Annotated in this window: 15 protein-coding genes; 11 read left to right on the top strand and 4 right to left on the bottom strand. The window is 73.2% G+C overall.

All coding sequences use genetic code 11. The features are described 5' to 3' along the window. Window positions 1–27: 27 nt before the first annotated feature. A complete protein-coding gene (gene paaN / locus AC5WAM_RS20070) occupies window positions 28–1,719 on the bottom strand; it encodes a phenylacetic acid degradation protein PaaN (protein ID WP_495523377.1) in 1,692 nt (563 codons plus the stop codon). Window positions 1,720–1,913: 194 nt separating this feature from the next. Between paaN and AC5WAM_RS20065 the strand changes: the two genes are divergently transcribed. Together AC5WAM_RS20065 and AC5WAM_RS20060 are read left to right on the top strand one after the other, a co-directional pair. Continuing rightward, on the top strand, window positions 1,914–3,428 hold the full coding sequence (locus AC5WAM_RS20065) for a 3-hydroxyacyl-CoA dehydrogenase (protein ID WP_495523376.1): 1,515 nt from the start codon (window positions 1,914–1,916) through the stop codon (window positions 3,426–3,428). Continuing rightward, complete coding sequence (locus tag AC5WAM_RS20060; RefSeq protein WP_366791060.1) at window positions 3,425–4,018, top strand: TetR/AcrR family transcriptional regulator; 594 nt, start codon at window positions 3,425–3,427, stop codon at window positions 4,016–4,018. Before AC5WAM_RS20065 ends, AC5WAM_RS20060 begins: the two co-directional genes overlap by 4 nt. 62 nt (window positions 4,019–4,080) lie before the next feature. On the opposite strand, the gene AC5WAM_RS20055 is transcribed toward AC5WAM_RS20060, so the two are convergent. After that, window positions 4,081–4,581 (bottom strand): Lrp/AsnC family transcriptional regulator, encoded by a 501-nt coding sequence (locus AC5WAM_RS20055; protein ID WP_495523375.1) that lies wholly within the window; start codon window positions 4,579–4,581, stop codon window positions 4,081–4,083. Between the two features lie 201 nt (window positions 4,582–4,782). Here AC5WAM_RS20055 and pdhA point away from each other — a divergent pair, with 201 nt between their 5' ends. The 9 genes from pdhA to AC5WAM_RS20010 all read left to right on the top strand — a co-directional run bounded on the left by pdhA (window position 4,783) and on the right by AC5WAM_RS20010 (window position 15,153). Beyond that, entirely contained in the window at window positions 4,783–5,925 is a 1,143-nt protein-coding gene (pdhA, locus tag AC5WAM_RS20050) for a pyruvate dehydrogenase (acetyl-transferring) E1 component subunit alpha (protein WP_495523374.1), read from the top strand. Beyond that, entirely contained in the window at window positions 5,922–6,926 is a 1,005-nt protein-coding gene (locus AC5WAM_RS20045) for an alpha-ketoacid dehydrogenase subunit beta (RefSeq protein WP_495523373.1), read from the top strand. The genes pdhA and AC5WAM_RS20045 overlap by 4 nt, the downstream gene beginning before the upstream one ends. After that, the gene (locus AC5WAM_RS20040) at window positions 6,926–8,410 is read left to right on the top strand and encodes a dihydrolipoamide acetyltransferase family protein (protein WP_495523372.1); all 1,485 of its coding nucleotides are present in this window, start codon (window positions 6,926–6,928) and stop codon (window positions 8,408–8,410) included. Before AC5WAM_RS20045 ends, AC5WAM_RS20040 begins: the two co-directional genes overlap by 1 nt. A 201-nt stretch (window positions 8,411–8,611) precedes the next feature. Continuing rightward, window positions 8,612–9,748: a DUF6457 domain-containing protein gene (locus AC5WAM_RS20035; protein ID WP_495523371.1), complete on the top strand. Its 1,137-nt coding sequence runs from the start codon at window positions 8,612–8,614 to the stop codon at window positions 9,746–9,748. Then, a complete protein-coding gene (locus AC5WAM_RS20030; protein WP_495523370.1) occupies window positions 9,745–11,631 on the top strand; it encodes a molybdopterin molybdotransferase MoeA in 1,887 nt (628 codons plus the stop codon). The genes AC5WAM_RS20035 and AC5WAM_RS20030 overlap by 4 nt, the downstream gene beginning before the upstream one ends. Window positions 11,632–11,665: 34 nt before the next feature. Continuing rightward, complete coding sequence (locus AC5WAM_RS20025) at window positions 11,666–12,772, top strand: potassium channel family protein (protein ID WP_366791066.1); 1,107 nt, start codon at window positions 11,666–11,668, stop codon at window positions 12,770–12,772. 113 nt (window positions 12,773–12,885) lie between these two features. After that, window positions 12,886–13,863: an NAD(P)H-quinone oxidoreductase gene (locus AC5WAM_RS20020; RefSeq protein WP_495523369.1), complete on the top strand. Its 978-nt coding sequence runs from the start codon at window positions 12,886–12,888 to the stop codon at window positions 13,861–13,863. 221 nt (window positions 13,864–14,084) lie between these two features. Then, window positions 14,085–14,504 carry a hypothetical protein gene (locus AC5WAM_RS20015; protein WP_366791069.1) on the top strand — a complete coding sequence of 140 codons (420 nt, stop codon included), beginning with the start codon at window positions 14,085–14,087 and terminating at the stop codon, window positions 14,502–14,504. Between the two features lie 100 nt (window positions 14,505–14,604). Continuing rightward, on the top strand, window positions 14,605–15,153 hold the full coding sequence (locus AC5WAM_RS20010) for a bacterial proteasome activator family protein (RefSeq protein WP_366791070.1): 549 nt from the start codon (window positions 14,605–14,607) through the stop codon (window positions 15,151–15,153). A gap of 129 nt (window positions 15,154–15,282) precedes the next feature. Here AC5WAM_RS20010 and AC5WAM_RS20005 read toward each other — a convergent pair whose 3' ends face one another. Both AC5WAM_RS20005 and AC5WAM_RS20000 read right to left on the bottom strand, forming a co-directional pair. After that, on the bottom strand, window positions 15,283–15,744 hold the full coding sequence (locus tag AC5WAM_RS20005) for a carboxymuconolactone decarboxylase family protein (RefSeq protein ID WP_172385133.1): 462 nt from the start codon (window positions 15,742–15,744) through the stop codon (window positions 15,283–15,285). Window positions 15,745–15,908: 164 nt separating this feature from the next. After that, on the bottom strand, window positions 15,909–17,543 hold the full coding sequence (locus AC5WAM_RS20000) for a protein kinase domain-containing protein (protein ID WP_495523368.1): 1,635 nt from the start codon (window positions 17,541–17,543) through the stop codon (window positions 15,909–15,911). Window positions 17,544–17,893: the final 350 nt, after the last annotated feature.

The following is a 17,893-nucleotide window of genomic DNA, read 5'->3' as shown; positions in this document are numbered from 1 at the left end:
GCCCGGCGGGCGCCGTGTGCCGCCCGCTCACGCCTCCTTGCGGATCTCCACCACGCGGAAGCGGTTGGCCACGAAGGCGCTGTCGCACAGCGCGGCGTTCGCCGCGGGGTTGCCGCCGGAGCCGTGGAAGTCCGAGAACGCCGCGGTCTGGTTCACATAGACCCCGCCGGTCAGGTTCAGCGACAGCTGGGCGCTCTCCTCCAGGCAGGCCTCCTCGACGGCGGAGGTGACGTCCTCGGAGGTGGTGTACGCGCCGACGGTCATGGCGCCCTTGTCGCGCACCGTGCGCCGCAGCAGGTCCACCGCGTCCGCCGCGGAGTCCACGGCGACGGCGAACGACACCGGGCCGAAGCACTCGCTCAGATACGCGGCCTCGGCGTCCGGCTTCGCGCCGTCCAGCTTCACGATCACCGGGGTGCGCACGACGGCGTCCGGGAACTCGGGGTTCGCGATCTCCCGCGAGGGCAGGGCGACTTCGCCGATGCCGGGCGCCGCCTCCAGGCGGGCCTTCACGTCCGGGTTGACCAGGGCGCCCAGGATGCCGTTGGCCCGGGCGTCGTCGCCCAGGAGGCCGCTCACCGCGGCGGCGAGGTCCGTGACCACCTCGTCGTACGACTTGGCGCCCGCGTCCGTCGCGATGCCCTCGCGCGGGATGAGGAGGTTCTGCGGGGTCGTGCACATCTGGCCGCTGTACAGCGACAGGGAGAAGGCGAGGTTCGCCAGCATGCCCTTGTAGTTGTCGGTCGACTCGATGACGACCGTGTTGACCCCCGCCTTCTCCGTGTAGACCTGCGCCTGGCGGGCGTGGGTCTCCAGCCAGTCGCCGAAGGCCGTGGAGCCCGTGTAGTCAATGATCTTGACTTCGGGGCGGACGGCGAGGGTCTTGGCGATGCCTTCGCCGGGGCGCTCGGCGGCGAGCGCGACCAGGTTCGGATCGAAGCCCGCCTCGGCGAGGACCTCGCGGGCGACCCGCACCGTCAGGGCGAGCGGGAGCACGGCGCGCGGGTGGGGCTTGACCAGGACCGCGTTGCCCGTGGCGAGGGAGGCGAAGAGGCCCGGGTAGCCGTTCCACGTCGGGAAGGTGTTGCAGCCGATCAGCAGGGCGATGCCGCGGCCGACCGGGGTGAAGCGCTTGGTGAGGACCAGGGGGTCGCGCTTGCCCTGGGGCTTGTTCCACTCGGCGGTGCCGGGGGTGCGGGCCTGCTCGGCGTACGCGTACGCCACGGCTTCCAGGCCGCGGTCCTGGGCGTGCGGGCCGCCCGCCTGGAACGCCATCATGAAGGCCTGGCCGCTGGTGTGCATGACCGCGTGCGCGAACTCGTGCGTACGGGCGCTGATGCGCGACAGGATCTCCAGACAGACCGCCGCGCGCGCCTCGGCGCCCGCGTCGCGCCAGGCGGGCAGACCCGCGCGCATCGCGGGGAGCAGGGTGTCCACGTCCGGGTGCGGATACGTGATGCCCAACTCGGGGCCGAAGGGGGAGACTTCCGCGCCCGTCCAGTCGTCCGTGCCGGGCTGGTCGAGGTCGAAGCGGCCGTTCAGGAGGGACTCGAAGGCGGCCTTGCCTTCCGGCAGGCTCAGGCTGCCGTTCTCCCCATAGGCCTTGGGGTGCTCGGGGTGCGGCGACCAGTACGCGCGCGTGCTGATGGCCTCGAGGGCCTGGTCGAGCGTGGGCCGGTGCTTGGCGATCAGCTGGTGCGCGGTGACTTCGGCGGCCATGAGGGACCAACTCCTCGTCGAGTCAGCTCTCCTTCGAGCTGGCGAGCTGGGCAGGGGCAGTGGGCAGGAACAGCTGGACAGAGCTAGAGTAACCGAACGATCGGTCGGGACAAGAGGGTCTGCCAAAGCTGTGGAAAACCTCCCCGCCCACCCCGAAACCCTGGCCAAGACCCTTGTGCGGGAGGATCGCGAGCATGACAGCACTCGATCTCAGCAGCCCGGTCGCCGTGGTCGGCACCGGCACCATGGGCCAGGGCATAGCCCAGGTCGCCCTGGTGACGGGACACCCGGTGCGGCTGTACGACGCCGCGCCCGGCTTCGCGAAGACGGCCGCCGAGGCGATCGCCGCCCGTCTGGACCGGCTGGTGGAGAAGGGCCGCCTCGACGCAGAGGCCCGCGCCGCGGCCGCCGGGCGCCTCAAGGCGGTCGACGACCTGGCCGAGCTCGCCGGGTGCGGGCTCGTGGTCGAGGCCGTCCTGGAGCAACTGGACGTCAAGCAGAAGCTGTTCCAGGACCTTGAGGGCGTCGTCTCCGAGGACTGTCTGCTCGCCACGAACACCTCGTCCCTGTCCGTGACGGCCATCGCGGGCGCGCTGACCGGGCCCGGCCGCTTCGTGGGCCTGCACTTCTTCAACCCGGCGCCGCTGCTGCCCCTCGTCGAGGTCGTCAGCGGCTTCGCGACCGACGAAGCGGCCGCCACGCGCGCGTACGACACGGCGAAGGCCTGGGGCAAGACCCCGGTGCGCTGCGCCGACACCCCCGGGTTCATCGTCAACCGCGTCGCGCGCCCCTTCTACGCCGAAGCGCTGCGCGCGTACGAGGAGCGGGTCGCGGATCCGGCGACGATCGACGCCGTGCTGCGCGAGTGCGGCGGCTTCAGGATGGGCCCCTTCGAGCTGACCGACCTCATCGGCCAGGACGTGAACGAGGCCGTCACGCGCTCGGTGTGGGAGTCGTTCTTCCAGGACCCCAAGTTCGCGCCGTCCCTCGCCCAGCGCCGCCTCGTCGAATCGCGCCGCCTGGGGCGCAAGTCGGGACAGGGCTGGTACGCGTACGGGGACGACGCCCCGCGTGCCGAGCCGCACACCGCGGAGCCCGCCGACGCGCCGGCGACCGTCACCCTGCGCGGCGAGCTGTTCCAGGCCGCGGACCTCGTCGGGCTCATCGAGGCCGCGGGCATCCGCGTGGACCGCGAGGAGGCCGCGTGCGCGCCGTACCCGGGCTGGATCGAGCTGCCCGGCGGAGCACGGCTCGCCCTCGTCTCCGGCGCGTCCGTGCACGCCACGGCGGAGCCCACGATCGAGTTCGACCTGGCCCTCGACTACGCGAGCGCCACCCGGATCGCCCTCGCCCGTGACGTGCGCGTGAGCGACCGGGCCCTCAGCGAGGCCGTGGGCCTCTTCCAGGCGCTCGGCAAGAAGGTCAGCGTCATCGGGGCCACCCCGGGCATGATCGTGGCCCGTACCGTCGCGATGCTCGTCGACATCGCGCACGACGCCGTCGCACGCGAGGTGGCCGACGCGGACGACGTCGACACCGCCATGCGCCTGGGCGTCAACTACCCGCGCGGACCGCTCGCCTGGGGAACCGGGCTCGGCTTCTCCTGGGTGGCCCGGTTCCTCGACGACGTGCACAGCGAGTACCCCTCGGGGCGCTACGCCCCCTCTCCGGGGCTGCGCCTCGCGGCCGCTCAGGAGGAGAACGGATGACCACGGCGAGGCGCGACACCTACACCCCGCAGACCCTCCTGGAGGTCGCTGTGCGGGTCTTCAACGAGCGGGGCTACGACGGCACGTCCATGGAGCACCTCTCCAAGGCGGCCGGCATCTCCAAGTCGTCGATCTACCACCACGTCGCGGGCAAGGAGGAGCTGCTGCGGCGCGCGGTGAGCCGGGCGCTCGACGGCCTCTTCGCCGTCCTCGACGAGGAGCACGCGCGCGTGGGCAGGGCGGTGGACCGCCTGGAGTACGTCACGCGCCGCACCGTCGAGGTGCTCGTGGCCGAGCTGCCCTATGTGACGCTGCTGCTGCGCGTGCGCGGCAACACCGACACCGAACGCTGGGCGATGGAGCGGCGCAGGGACTTCGACCACCAGGTCGCGGCGCTCCTCAAGGAGGCCGCGGCGGACGGCGACCTGCGCTCGGACGTCGAGCTGCGCCTCGCCACCAGGCTGCTCTTCGGAATGATCAATTCTATCGTGGAGTGGTACCGGCCGGACAGCCGTGGTGCCGCCGACGGTACGGAAGTCGCTGAAGCAGTGGTGCAGTTGGCGTTCGCCGGGTTGCGTACGGACGGCTGAGAGCCGGTGGTACGCCGACGGCTGAATCCGTCGGCGTACGCCCGGCGCGAACGGCCGGCGCCTCAGCCCTCCGTCTCCAGGTCGTCCTCCTCGAAGACCAGCAGCGTGCGTGTGCTCAGGACCTCGGGGATGGACTGCAGACGGGTGAGCACCAGCTCGCGCAGCGCGCGCGTGTCGGGCGTGTGCACCAGGAGCAGTACGTCGAAGTCGCCGCTGACCAGGGCGATGTGCGAGGCGCCCGGCAGTGTGCGCAGCTGGTCGCGGACCGTGCGCCAGGTGTTCTGCACGATCTTCAGGGTGATGTACGCGGAAGCGCCCTGGCCTGCCCGTTCGTGGTTGATCCGGGCGCCGAAGCCGCGGATGACACCGTCCTCGATGAGCCGGTTGATGCGCGCGTAGGCGTTCGCCCGCGACACGTGGACTCGCTCCGCCACGGAACGTATCGAGGCGCGACCGTCCGTGTGCAGGATCTGCAGGATGTCGCGGTCGATGGCGTCCAGCGGACGGGGCGGCGGTTCCGGACGGCCCCCGTCCTGCTTGTCGGCCATTCGTTCAGCTGCCATGTCCCCCCGCCTCCTTACCATGGACGTAATGCGTCCATCCCAGGCTGTGCAGAACCGTTTGTCCACAGCCTGGAGGTGCCTGTAGCCAAAATGTGCCAACGACCGAACAATCGGTAGGTGAGGCGCATCACATCGCCGCGCCTCTTTTGCAGCTCCCACGAGGAGACCGCTTCCCTCAGCATCCCCCCAGGAGGTGCCGTCATGACGGTCATGGAGCAGCGGGGCGCCTATCGACCCGCCCCGCCCCCCGCATGGCAGCTCAGGACCGACCCTGAGCCGCTGCTGCCCGACGCGGCGCCGTATCGGGTGCTCGGCACCGAGGCCGCCGCCTCGGCCGACGCGCAGCTGCTCCTGCGCCTGCACGCCGAACTGGTGCGCGGACGGCGGTACAACACCCAGGCGACGGCCCTCACCAAGCAGGGCAGGCTCGCGGTGTACCCGTCGAGCACCGGCCAGGAGGCGTGCGAGATCGGCGCCGCGCTCGCCCTGGAGGAGCGCGACTGGCTCTTCCCCAGCTATCGGGACACCCTCGCGGCCGTGGCGCGCGGCCTGGACCCGGTGCGTGCCCTGACGCTCCTGCGCGGCGACTGGCACACCGGGTACGACCCGCGTGAGCACCGGATAGCGCCCCTGTGCACGCCGCTGGCCACGCAGCTGCCGCACGCCGTGGGCCTCGCGCACGCCGCCCGCCTCAAGGGCGACGACGTGGTCGCGCTCGCCATGGTCGGCGACGGCGGCACCAGCGAGGGCGACTTCCACGAGGCGCTGAACTTCGCGGCCGTGTGGCGGGCGCCGGTGGTCTTCCTCGTGCAGAACAACGGCTTCGCGATCTCCGTGCCGCTCGCCAAGCAGACGGCCGCCCCCTCCCTGGCGCACAAGGCCGTGGGCTACGGCATGCCGGGCCGCCTGGTGGACGGCAACGACGCGGTCGCGGTGCACCAGGTGCTCAGCGAGGCCGTGCGGCACGCGCGCGAGGGCGGCGGCCCCACCCTCGTGGAAGCGGTGACGTACCGCTTGGAAGCGCACACCAACGCGGACGACGCCACGCGCTACCGCCAGGACGACGAGGTGGAGGCCTGGCGCGACCACGACCCGGTCCTGCTCGTGGAGCGGGAGCTGACCGCGCGCGGGCTGCTCGACGAGGACCGCGCCGCCGCGGTGCGCGAGAACGCCGAGGCGATGGCGGCGGACCTGAGGGAACGGATGAACCAGGAGCCCGAGCTGGACCCGATGGACCTGTTCACCCATGTGTACGCCGAGCAGACCTCCCAACTGCGCGAGCAGGCCGCCCAGCTGCGGGCCGAGCTCGACGCCGAGACCGAGTCGGACGGAGCGGGCCGATGACCACTGTCGCCGTGAAACCGGCCACCATGGGGCAGGCGCTCGGGCGCGCCCTGCGCGACGCGATGGCCGACGACCCCACCGTGCACGTCATGGGCGAGGACGTCGGCACGCTCGGCGGCGTCTTCCGCGTCACCGACGGACTCGCCGCGGAGTTCGGCGACGACCGCTGTACGGACACGCCGCTGGCCGAGGCGGGCATCCTGGGGACGGCGGTCGGCATGGCGATGTACGGCCTGCGGCCCGTCGTGGAGATGCAGTTCGACGCGTTCGCCTACCCCGCCTTCGAGCAGCTGATCTCGCACGTGGCGCGGATGCGCAACCGCACCAAGGGCGCGATGCCCATGCCGCTCACCATCCGGGTGCCGTACGGCGGCGGGATCGGCGGCGTCGAGCACCACAGCGACTCCTCCGAGGCGTACTACATGGCGACGCCGGGGCTCCATGTCGTCACGCCAGCCACGGTCGCCGACGCCTACGGACTGCTGCGGGCCGCCATCGCCTCCGACGACCCCGTGGTCTTCCTGGAGCCCAAGCGCCTGTACTGGTCGAAGGCCGAGTGGAATCCGGACGCTCCGGAGACCGTGGAGCCCATCGGCAAGGCCGTGGTGCGGCGCACCGGGCGCAGCGCCTCACTGATCACGTACGGCCCGTCCGTGCCGGTCTGTCTGGAGGCGGCGGAGGCGGCGCGCGCGGAGGGCTGGGACCTCGAAGTGGTCGACCTGCGCTCGCTCGTGCCGTTCGACGACGAGACGGTGGCCGCGTCCGTGCGGCGCACCGGGCGCGCGGTCGTGGTGCACGAGGCGAGCAGCTTCGGCGGGCCCGGCGGGGAGATCGCCGCGCGCGTCACCGAGCGCTGCTTCCACCACCTGGAGGCGCCGGTGCTGCGGGTCGCCGGGCTCGACATCCCCTATCCGCCGCCGATGCTGGAGCGGCACCACCTGCCGGGCGTCGACCGCATCCTGGACGCCGTGGCGCGGTTGCAGTGGGAGGCGCGGAGCTGATGGCCCAGGTCCTGGAGTTCAAGCTGCCCGACCTCGGTGAGGGGCTCACGGAGGCGGAGATCACCCGCTGGCTGGTGCAGGTCGGCGACGTGGTGGAAGTGGACCAGCTGGTCGTCGAGGTCGAGACGGCCAAGGCGATGGTCGAGGTCCCCTGCCCGTACGCGGGCGTGGTCACCGCCCGCTTCGGCGAGGAGGGCACCGAACTGCCGGTGGGGGCGCCCCTGCTGACGGTCGCGGTGGGCACCCCGGCGGTGGGCGCACCTGCGCGCGGCGGAGCCGCGGACAGCGGCCCGGGCCCGGCGGACGAGACGTCGGGGAACGTACTCGTCGGCTACGGCACGGGAGCGGCCCCCGCCAGGCGGCGACGGATCCGCCCCGCGCTGGACGTGACGGCTACCCCGGCAGTCCCCACGGCAGCACCAACGGAGACAACGGAGACCCGGGCGGAGGCCTGCTCGGAAGCGCCCGTGGAGCCCAGGGCGGGCTCCGGCCGGACCCCCGACGCCGGGCAGGGCCCCGAGCACGACGAGGGGCCCGTGCCGGTGATCTCGCCACTCGTGCGCAGGCTGGCGCGGGAGAACGGCGTGGACCTGCGGCAGCTCGCAGGTTCGGGCCCGGACGGGCTGATCCTGCGGGCCGACGTGGAGGACGTCATGCGGGCGTCGGCGGCCACGGCCGCGCCGTCCGCGGGCCCCGCCCCGGCGTCCGCCGCCGCGCGCACCACGGCGACGGGCCTCGGCGCCACCTTCGGCAGCACCCGGGAGGGCGCGCCCGCCACGGGTCGCGCCCCCGCGTCCGGCACGCGCGTGCCGCTGCGCGGTGTGCGCGGCGCGGTGGCCGACAAGCTGTCCCGCAGCCGCCGGGAGATACCGGACGCCACCACATGGGTCGACGCGGACGCGACGGAACTGATGAACGCGCGCGCGGCGATGAACGCGGCGGGCGGGCCGAAGGTCTCCCTGCTCGCGCTGCTCGCCCGGATCTGCACGGCGGCCCTCGCCCGCCATCCGGAGCTCAACTCCACGGTCGACATGGAGGCGCGGGAGGTCGTCCAGCTCGACGAGGTCCACCTCGGCTTCGCCGCGCAGACCGAGCGCGGGCTCGTCGTGCCCGTCGTGCGGGACGCGCACGCGCGCGACACGGAGTCGCTGAGCGCCGAGCTCGCCCGCCTCTCGGAGGCGGGCCGGGCCGGGACACTCACGCCCGGGGAACTGACGGGGTCCACGTTCACGTTGAACAACTACGGAGTGTTCGGCGTCGACGGATCCACGCCGATCATCAACCACCCCGAGGCGGCCATGCTCGGCGTCGGCCGGATCGTGCCCAAGCCATGGGTGCACCAGGGGGAGTTGGCGGTCCGGCAGGTCGTCCAGCTGTCGCTCACCTTCGACCACCGGGTGTGCGACGGGGGCACGGCGGGCGGCTTCCTGAGGTTCGTGGCGGACTGCGTCGAACAGCCGGCGGTGCTGCTGCGCAAGGTGTGACCGGGCTCCACCGGCTGAGGGCCGCCCCGCGCCACCCGGCCGACGGCTAAGGCCCCGCCGGGTGGCGCCCGGGCGCCACCTCCCGGAGCCCTCAGCGGATGGCGCCCTCACCCGTCGGGTCCCTCCGCCCGTGAGGAACATGAGACCTGCGGGGCACGCATAAGGGGTGGCGTTGACATCTCGGGCGCCCATACTCGGTGGATGACCACGAACACGGCCCCCGGCACGACGGCGTTCGACGCCGTCGTGCTCGCCGGAGGCCGCGCGGCGCGGCTCGGCGGCGCGGACAAGCCTGGTGTGCGCGTGGGCGGCAGGGCGCTGCTCGACCGCGTCCTGACCGCCTGTTCCGGCGCGACGACGACCGTCGTCGTGGCGGCGCCCCGGCCCACCGGGCGGCCCGTGGTGTGGGCACGTGAGGAGCCCGCGGGCGGCGGGCCCCTGGCCGCGCTCGACGCGGGCCTGCGCCACACCGCCGCCGAGCTGGTGGTGGTGCTCTCCGCGGACCTGCCGTTCCTGCGCGCGGAGACGGTACGCGGCCTCGTCGCCGCGGTGGGCACGGCGGACGGCGCGCTGCTCACCGACCCGGACGGCCGTGACCAGCCGCTGGTCGCCGTGTACCGCGCCGCCGCGCTGCGCCGGGAACTGGCCCGGATCGCGGCCGGGAGTCCGGCCCGAGCCACCGCCGGGGGCCCCGCTCAAGCCGCCGGAGGTCCCGCCCGAGTCGCCACCGAGGGTCCCGTCCGAGTCGCCGCCGGGGATTCCGCCCGGGGTGCGGCCGGGGAGCCTCTCCCCGGCGTCGCCGGGAAGCCCGCCCGCGCGGGAGCCGGGCTCGCCGGGCTGCCGCTTCGGCTGCTCACCGAACGCCTCGACCTGGCCCGGATCGCCGAGCCGCTGGCCGCGTTCGACTGCGACACCTGGGACGACATCGCCGCCGCCCGCGCGCGGATCAGGGAGCATGGGCACGTGTTGTTGGATGAATGGATTTCCGCAGTCAAGGACGAACTGGGCATCGACCTCGACGTCGACACCGGCGCCCTCCTCGACCTCGCCCGCGACGCCGCGCACGGCGTGGCCCGGCCCGCCGCGCCGCTGACCACCTTCCTGGTCGGGTACGCGGCGGGGCTCGCCGGGGCGAGCGGCGGGCCGCAGGCCGTCGCGGAGGCATCGCGCAAGGCGGCCGCGCTCGCGGCCCGCTGGGCCGAGGAAGGGGACCCGGGCGGGGCGCCCGCGGCCGGGAACCGGCCGTCAGGGTCCGCCACCAGCGCCGGTACGGCACTGGACGCGCCGTCCGGCAGTGCGCAGGCCGCCCCGGCCGACGAGAATCCGGGCGCCCGATGACCGGGGGCCAATCGGCCGACGCCGAACTGGACGAGGCACTGGCCCTGGTGAACGAGGACCGCGCCGCCACCCGAGCCGCGAGCGTGCCGCCTGCCCCTGCGGCACCGAGCGCTCCGCCCACAGCGGCTTCCGCGAGCGTGCCGCCTGCCCCCGGGTCGCCGAGCGCTCCGCCCACAAGGGGTTCCGCGGACGTCCCGCCCGCCCCCGGGTCACCCAGCGCTCCGCCCGCCTCCCGGGCCCCGAGCGCTCCGCCCGCAGCTGAGACCTCGGGCACCTCGCCCGCCCCCAGGGCCGCGAACGACCCAGCCGCCCCCGCACCGGGCACCGCCTCCACCCCCGGGCCGGAGCCCAGGACCGCCCCCGCGAGCGCGCCGCCCACCGGCCAGGGCACCTCGCCCCACCGCGACGAGCCCGGCGCACCCCGCTCCCACCCCGAGCCGTCGGCGCCGTCCACGCCTGCCCAAGGCGGCCCCGGGCCCCAGCGCGACCGGGCCGCGGCGCCCGGCGACGACCCGGCGGCCCATGGAGGCGCGCGGCACCGCTCCCGCGCCGCCTCCTGGCCCGAAGCCCGCGCGGTGTCCCGCAGGGCCGGTGGTCCGGGGGCCGCCGCTGCCGTGACCACGCCGTTGTCCGACACCCTGGGTCGCGTCCTCACCTCACCCCTGGCCGCCCTCACCGACCTGCCCTCCTTCGACACCTCGGCGATGGACGGGTGGGCCGTGGCCGGGCCGGGGCCCTGGACGGTCCTCGCGGACGGGGTCCTGGCCGGGCAGGAGCGGCCCGAGCCCCTCGCTGACGGCGAGGCGGTGCGGATCGCGACCGGCGCCCGCATCCCACAGGACGCCACCGCCGTCATCCGCAGCGAGCACGCGCGCGTGGACGACAAGAACAAGCTGCACGCCCAGCGCGATGTCGTGCCCGGCCAGGACATCCGGCCGCGCGCCCAGGAGTGCCGCGCGGGGGACCAACTCCTTCCGCCCGGCGCATTGGTGACGCCCGCCGTGCTCGGCCTCGCCGCCGCGGCCGGGTACGACGCGCTGTCCGTCGCCCCGCGCCCCCGCGCGGAAGTGCTCGTCCTGGGCGACGAGTTGCTCACCGAAGGGCTTCCGCACGAAGGTCGCATCCGGGACGCGCTCGGTCCGATGCTGCCGCCCTGGCTCCGCGCGCTCGGCGTGGCCGTAACAGCCGTACGCCGCCTCGGCGATGACGCGGAAGCCCTCTACGAAGCCTTGGTTCGGTCCACGGCCGACGTGATCGTGACGACCGGCGGTACCGCGTCCGGACCCGTCGACCACGTCCACCCCGCGCTGCGCCGCCTCGGCGCCGAGTTGCTCGTCGACGGGGTCGCGGTACGCCCCGGCCACCCGATGCTGCTCGCCCGCCTGCCCGAGGCCGCCCGACCGGAGGCCACCCAGCCCAAGGAATCCCACCCCAAGGCGCCCCCTGCTACCCCCGGCCGGGCCCCGGCAGCGCCGGGCCGCCCTCCCGTCCGCCACCTCGTGGGCCTCCCCGGAAACCCCCTCGCCGCCGTCTCCGGCCTGCTCACCCTGGCCGAGCCGCTGCTGCGCGGACTCGCGGGCCGTCCCGCCGCAGAGCCGTACACGGCGCCGCTGCGGGACGACGTACACGGGCATCCGCACGACACGCGCCTCGTGCCGGTTGTCCTGCGGGCCGAGTACGCGGTGCCGTTGCACTACAACGGCCCGGCGATGCTGCGGGGCATCGCGGTCGCCGACGGGCTCGCGGTGGTGCCGCCGGGCGGCGCGCGCCGTCGGCAGGAAGTGGAGATTCTCGATCTGCCCTGGACCGAACCAGGTGGATCACACGGCGAGTTGGGCCCCGACGGCTCGACGGACCCTTTCAGCGAGGTGTGTTTCACGTGAAACTGGCGGACCCCTTCGGCGAGGTGTGTTTCACGTGAAACTGCCCGGCCATGACGCGATCGCGCGCCAAGCCGACGAACACCTCGTCACCCACCGCGTCAAACTCCCCAGGCGCGTCGTCGAACGCCCCCTGCGCCAGGTCGGCAAACGCCTGCTGATGGCGATGTTCGTGCTGGGACTGACCATCCTCATCGTGTACGTCGACCGCGACGGCTACCACGACAACGCGAACGGGACGATCGACTTCCTCGACGCCTCGTACTACGCCACCGTGACGCTCTCCACCACCGGGTACGGCGATATCGTCCCGCACAGCGACAGCGCGCGGATGGCCAACATCTTCCTGATCACGCCCCTGCGCGTGCTCTTCCTGATCATCCTCGTCGGCACCACGCTCGAAGTGCTGACGGAACGCACCCGTGAGGAATGGCGGCTTTCCCGCTGGAGGTCCAACTTGCGTGACCACACCGTCGTCGTCGGCTTCGGCACCAAGGGCCGTTCCGCGATCCAGACCGTGCAGGCGACGGGACTCAAGCCCGAGCAGGTCGTGATCGTCGACCCCAGTTCGAAGGTCGTCGACGCGGCCACGGCGGAGGGCTACGCGGGCGTCGTCGGCGACGCCACGCGCAGCGACGTGCTGCTGCGGGCCGAGGTGCAGAAGGCCCGCCAGATCATCGTGGCGACCCAGCGCGACGACACGGCGGTCCTGGTCACGCTCACCGCCCGGCAGCTCAACCGGCAGGCGAAGATCGTGGCCGCGGTGCGCGAGGAGGAGAACGCGCCGCTGCTGCGGCAGTCCGGTGCCGACGCCGTCATCACCAGTGCCAGCGCGGCGGGACGGCTGCTCGGCCTTTCGGTGCTCAGCCCGAGCGCGGGCGTGGTCATGGAGGACCTGATCCAGCAGGGCAGCGGCCTCGACCTGGTCGAACGGCCGGTGATAAAGGCCGAGGTGGGGCGCGGAGTGCGCGACATGCCGGACCTCGTCGTCAGCGTCGTACGGGGGCACAGGCTGCTCGCCTACGACGATCCCGCCATCGGTGAGCTCCAGTTGACGGACCGGCTGATCACGATCGTTCGGGCTTCCCCGGCTCCGGAGCCACCGGCGGCGGACGCGCGGCGGGTGGCGCGGCCGCTGGACTGAGGTCCGCGCTGCCCGGAGTGCCGACACGGCCCCGCGCCCCGAGGGGGGCCGGGGCCGTGTCGTTCGCGGGCACCACCCTTCCGGCCAAAGGGTGCGGGAGTAGCCTCGCCCGCATGCATGCGATCACGATCCGCGAATCCGGTGGGCCCGAGGTGCTTCAGTGGGCCGAGGTCCCCGATCCCGTACCCGCTGAGGGCGAGGTCCTCATCGACGTGGCGGCCAGTGCCGTGAACCGCGCCGATCTGCTGCAACGGCAGGGCTTCTACGACCCGCCGCCCGGCTCGTCCCCGTACCCGGGCCTGGAGTGCTCCGGGCGGATCGCGGCGCTCGGCCCCGGCGTCGCCGGTCTGGCGGTCGGCCAGGAGGTGTGCGCGCTGCTCGCGGGCGGCGGCTACGCGGAGAAGGTCGCCGTCCCGGCGGGGCAGGTCCTGCCGGTGCCCGACGGCGTCGACCTGGTCATGGCGGCCGCGCTCCCGGAGGTCACGGCCACGGTCTGGTCGAACGTGTTCATGGTGGCCCATCTGCGCCCCGGCGAGACGCTCCTCGTGCACGGCGGCGCCAGCGGCATCGGCACCATGGCGATCCAGCTCGCGAAGGCCGTCGGGGCGCGCGTCGCGGTGACGGCGGGCGGCAAGGAGAAGCTGGCGTTCTGCGGCGGCCTGGGCGCGGACATCCTCATCGACTACCGCGAGCAGGACTTCGCCGAGGAGATCCAGCGGGCCACCGACGGGGCGGGCGCGGACGTGATCCTGGACATCATGGGCGCCAAGTACCTGGAGCGGAACGTCAACTCCCTCGCGGTCAGCGGCCGCCTCGCGATCATCGGCATGCAGGGCGGCGTGAAGGGCGAGCTGAACATCGCCACGCTGCTGCGCAAGCGGGCCGCCGTCACCGCGACCTCGCTGCGGGCCCGGCCCGTCGCGGAGAAGGCCTCGATCGTCGCGGCCGTGCGGGAGCACGTGTGGCCGTTGATCGGGGCGGGGCAGGTACGGGCGGTGGTGGACCGGACCGTGCCGATGCGGGACGCGGGGGCCGCGCATCAGGTTCTGGAGGACGGGGGGCACATGGGGAAGGTGCTGCTGGTGCGGTAGCTCTCGCGGGAGCGGCCCTCGCGGGTGGCGCCCCAGGCCCGCCCCTTCCCGAACCGGGGGCTGTCCGCCCCGTGCCCCCGCCGTATCGGCGCTTCGCGCCTCGTCCTCAAACGCCGGACGGGCTCACGTGCCCGATGCCGAGATGCCGGATGCTGCGTGCCGTGTGAGGCTGGCTGCACGCCCGCGATCTTGGCGACCCGGCAGCGGGAGGGAGTCGTGCGGTGACGTCGTGGCTGTGCCGTGCTTCGCGCGGGGCCGTACCGGTGGCGCTGGTGAGCGTGCTGCTCGCCCCGGCCCCGGGGTACGCCGCCGACCCGTCCCCCGCCCCCTCGGCCGCGTACTACGACGAGGTGGAGCTCGCCGGGAGCCGTGCGGGCGAGGGCAGGGCCCGGCCGGGCCGTGCGGAGCCGCTCGTCGTGCCCGATCCGCGCGGCTGGCGTCCGCTGCCGCCCCCGGCGGCCCGGAAACCGCGCACCGAACCGAGGCCGCCGCCCGCCGCCGACGCCGCCGAGCCGCCGTCCGCACGGCGTACGGCGACCGGACCGCCTATCCCCGGCCTGCGCGTCCTGCCGCTCGGCGCGGGCCTGGTCCTGATCGGCCTCGGCCTGGGGTTCCTGGGGCTGCGCGTGCGCCGGGGCTGACGCGGTCACGAGCCCCGGTTCCGCGCGGCCGCACACGGTGGATCATCAGCGAATGGGGGCACCAAGGATGTGTGAACAACGGGTGCGAGAGAATGGCGGCATGGAGATGCCGAGGAACGAACGGTCGCCGGAGAATCCCCAGGTCCTGGTTGTCGGCCAGGACGGCATGGCGCTCGGCGGCGGAGGCGGAGGCGGCGACGACGTCCGCGAGGTCCCGGTGACGGACATGGTCGAACAGCCGGCGAAGGTCATGCGCATCGGCAGCATGATCAAGCAGCTTCTGGAAGAAGTGCGCGCGGCACCTCTGGACGAGGCGAGCCGGGTGCGGCTCAAGGAGATCCACGCCAGTTCGGTGAAGGAGCTGGAGGACGGCCTCGCGCCCGAGCTCGTGGAGGAGCTGGAGCGCTTGTCGCTGCCGTTCACCGAGGAGGCGACGCCGAGCGACGCGGAGCTGCGCATCGCGCAGGCCCAGCTGGTGGGCTGGCTGGAGGGCCTCTTCCACGGGATCCAGACGACGCTGTTCGCGCAGCAGATGGCCGCGCGGGCCCAGCTGGAGCAGATGCGCCGCGCGCTGCCCCCGGGCGTGGGCGGTCACGAGGGCGACGAAGAGGGCGGCGTGGCGGGCCGCAGCGGCGGCCCCTACCTCTAGCCCCTACCTCTGTCCCGTACGCGCATCCAGCCCGTACGGGAAAGGCGTCGCCCGCAGGCCGGGCGGCTCGGACACGAAAGGGCCCGGTACGCACCCCGCGTACCGGGCCCTCGGTCGATGGCTCCGGGCTCAGCCCCACGTACGGCCCGCGGGCTCCTGAATCGTGGCGTTGATCCGGTTGAACAGATTCGTCACGCCGATGACCAGGATCAGGGCGGACAGCTCCCGCTCGTCGAAGTGGTCGGCGACCTCGTCCCAGAGCTCGTCGGACACGGCCTGCGCGGAGCGGTCCGCGAGCCGCGTGACGTGTTCCGTGAGGGCCAGCGCGGCGCGCTCGGCGTCCGTGAAGAACGGCGCCTCGCGCCAGGCCACCACCGCGGCGAGCCGCTCGGTGCTCGTCCCGGCCTTGACCAGGTTCTCCGTGTGGCTGTGGATGCAGGCGCTACAGCCGTTGATCTGGCTGGCCCGCAGGCCGACGATCTCCTGGAGCTCCTGCGGCAGGCCGCTCTCGGCGATGGCCTGCATGATGCTGCCGATGCCCTTGAGGCTGGTGGGAAGGACGTACGCCGGGTTCTTCATACGGGCCTGCATGGCTGGTCTCCTCTGTGCCGCTCTCGCGCCGCTCGGTCTGTTGCTTCACTGACGGAGCGGGAGGAGGGAATGTGACCGGTGCGCGGAAGGAACTTCCGGGCCCGGCGTCCGGTGGCCCTGCGAAGGCCCACCGGCCGACCCTGCGAGGGGCCCACGCGGAGGCGCTACGAAGGGTTGCCCGTCGAGATCTGGAAGGTGATCTCCACGTCCTTCGGGTCGACGTCGGAGCCCGCCTTGGGGATCTGCCCCATGACGGTGTCCTCGCCGTACGTGTTCTCGTCGAGCTTCTGCTTGTCGTAGTGCCACCCGGCCGCCTGGAGGCAGGAGAGGACCGAGCGCCAGTCCTTGTAGCTGAAGTCGGGCAGCTTGATCTTGTCCGGCTCGTTGTACGCCGTGTCCGGCTCGGTGCACTCGGTCTTTTCGATGGTGTTCGTGCGGTCCGGGCCGCGGTGCCCGGCGACCGGCTTCTTCGTCTCCTTGGCGCCGCCGTCGTCGCTGTCGCCGTTCAGGGAGATCGCGGTGATCACGCCGCCGATGGCGAGCAGGGCGACGACGATCGAGCCGATGACGACCGGCATGGTCCGCTTGCCGCCGCCCGAGCCGCCCCGCCCACCGGTCCCCGCAGCCGTGGCGGGCTGCGGGGACAGGGAGTACGGGGGCGGGGTCTGGGCGGCCTGCGGGGCCGGGGCGTACGCGTTGGTGGGCGCGGGGGTCGGGAAGCCCTGCTGCGGGTAGCCGTACCCGGGCTGCGGGGTGGGGGCGGCCGGGGTCGCGGGGCCGTAGGGGCCCGGCTGGTAGGGCGTCTGGACGCTGCCCGGGGTCTGCGGGTTCGTCGAGTCGACCGGCGGGAAGACGGCGGAGCCGACGCCCGCGCCGCTCGCGGTCCGGGCGCCCGGGACGATGCTGGGGGCCGCCGCCTGGAAGGACTGCGCGACGCGCAGGCACTCGTCGCGCATCGCCTCGGCGGTCGGGAAGCGCTCGTTCGGGTTCTTCTTGAGCGCGCGGGCGACGAGGGCGTCGACGGCCGGGGGCAGCGAGCGGTTGACGGAGGACGGGGCGACCGGCTCCTCCTGGACGTGCGCGTACGCGATGGCGAGCGGCGAGTCCGCCTCGAAGGGCAGGCGGCCGGTCACGAGCTGGAACAGCATGATGCCGACCGAGTACAGGTCGGAGCGGGCGTCGACGCCGCGGCCGAGGGCCTGCTCGGGCGACAGGTACTGCGGGGTGCCGACGACCATGCCGGTCTGCGTCATGGAGGTGACCCCGGACTGCATGGCGCGGGCGATGCCGAAGTCCATGACCTTGACGACGTTCCGCTTCGTCATCATCACGTTGCCGGGCTTGATGTCGCGGTGGACCAGGCCCATCTCGTGGCTGATCTCCAGGGCCGCGAGCACATCGGCGGTGATCTTCAGCGCCTGGTCGGTGGGCATCGCGCCCTGCTGGCGGATCGCGGCGTCCAGGACGGCGCCGAGCGGCTTGCCCTCCACGTACTCCATGACGATGTACGGCATGGTCGACCCGCCAAGATCGTCCTCGCCGGTGTCGAAGACCGACACGATGTTCGTGTGCGTGAGCTTGGCCACGGACTGGGCCTCGCGCCGGAAGCGTTCGCGGAAGGACTGCTCACGGCCGAGCTCGGTGTGGAGTGTCTTGATCGCGACCTGTCGGTCGAGCACCGTGTCGTAAGCGAGGTGCACCGAGGCCATGCCGCCCTCGCCGAGCAGATCGCGCAGCTGATAGCGGCCGCCGGCCAGTGAACTGCCCGCGTACCGGCCCTGAGCGCCGTCCTGGCTCATGTCGTGCGTCCCCCATCGGCGCGGACGCGAGACGGCGCCGCGGTTGTGACTGTGGCTATGGGTTGCGACCGATGACGTCGCGAGGACGGTGATCGATCCGCTATTCCTGGCCAAGTCTGCCCGAGGGGGATGCCACGTCAAGCTCGGTGCCCGTTCCGTGACCGTACGCGCAAGAAGAGTCTCGTAAGCGTTACAAGTTTGCCTCGGGGAGCCCTCGGCGGGTTTGATGGCCGGTCCACCTCGGACCGGCATGCCACGCGGAGGCTGTAGCGTGGCACGGCGGAGTACCCCGTACCGCTCCTATCACGTATCCGGTGCACGCCCTCCACGGGCGGACCACGATCAGAACG

The sequence above is a fragment of the Streptomyces sp. JLYT201 genome, from assembly GCF_059448825.1.
Note: the sequence above shows the minus strand (reverse complement) of the source record. Positions and strands in the feature narration are given on the sequence as shown.

Excerpts from the sequence above, each read along its gene's own strand:
- AC5WAM_RS20035 (WP_495523371.1), top strand. The coding sequence starts at position 8,612 with ATGACCACGAACACGGCCCCCGGCACGACGGCGTTCGACGCCGTCGTG.
- AC5WAM_RS20010 (WP_366791070.1), top strand. The coding sequence starts at position 14,605 with ATGGAGATGCCGAGGAACGAACGGTCGCCGGAGAATCCCCAGGTCCTG.
- AC5WAM_RS20030 (WP_495523370.1), top strand. The coding sequence starts at position 9,745 with ATGACCGGGGGCCAATCGGCCGACGCCGAACTGGACGAGGCACTGGCC.
- AC5WAM_RS20020 (WP_495523369.1), top strand. The coding sequence starts at position 12,886 with ATGCATGCGATCACGATCCGCGAATCCGGTGGGCCCGAGGTGCTTCAG.
- AC5WAM_RS20005 (WP_172385133.1), bottom strand. The coding sequence starts at position 15,744 with ATGCAGGCCCGTATGAAGAACCCGGCGTACGTCCTTCCCACCAGCCTC.
- AC5WAM_RS20065 (WP_495523376.1), top strand. The coding sequence starts at position 1,914 with ATGACAGCACTCGATCTCAGCAGCCCGGTCGCCGTGGTCGGCACCGGC.
- paaN (WP_495523377.1), bottom strand. The coding sequence starts at position 1,719 with ATGGCCGCCGAAGTCACCGCGCACCAGCTGATCGCCAAGCACCGGCCC.
- AC5WAM_RS20040 (WP_495523372.1), top strand. The coding sequence starts at position 6,926 with ATGGCCCAGGTCCTGGAGTTCAAGCTGCCCGACCTCGGTGAGGGGCTC.
- AC5WAM_RS20045 (WP_495523373.1), top strand. The coding sequence starts at position 5,922 with ATGACCACTGTCGCCGTGAAACCGGCCACCATGGGGCAGGCGCTCGGG.
- AC5WAM_RS20060 (WP_366791060.1), top strand. The coding sequence starts at position 3,425 with ATGACCACGGCGAGGCGCGACACCTACACCCCGCAGACCCTCCTGGAG.
- AC5WAM_RS20055 (WP_495523375.1), bottom strand. The coding sequence starts at position 4,581 with ATGGCAGCTGAACGAATGGCCGACAAGCAGGACGGGGGCCGTCCGGAA.
- AC5WAM_RS20000 (WP_495523368.1), bottom strand. The coding sequence starts at position 17,543 with ATGAGCCAGGACGGCGCTCAGGGCCGGTACGCGGGCAGTTCACTGGCC.
- pdhA (WP_495523374.1), top strand. The coding sequence starts at position 4,783 with ATGACGGTCATGGAGCAGCGGGGCGCCTATCGACCCGCCCCGCCCCCC.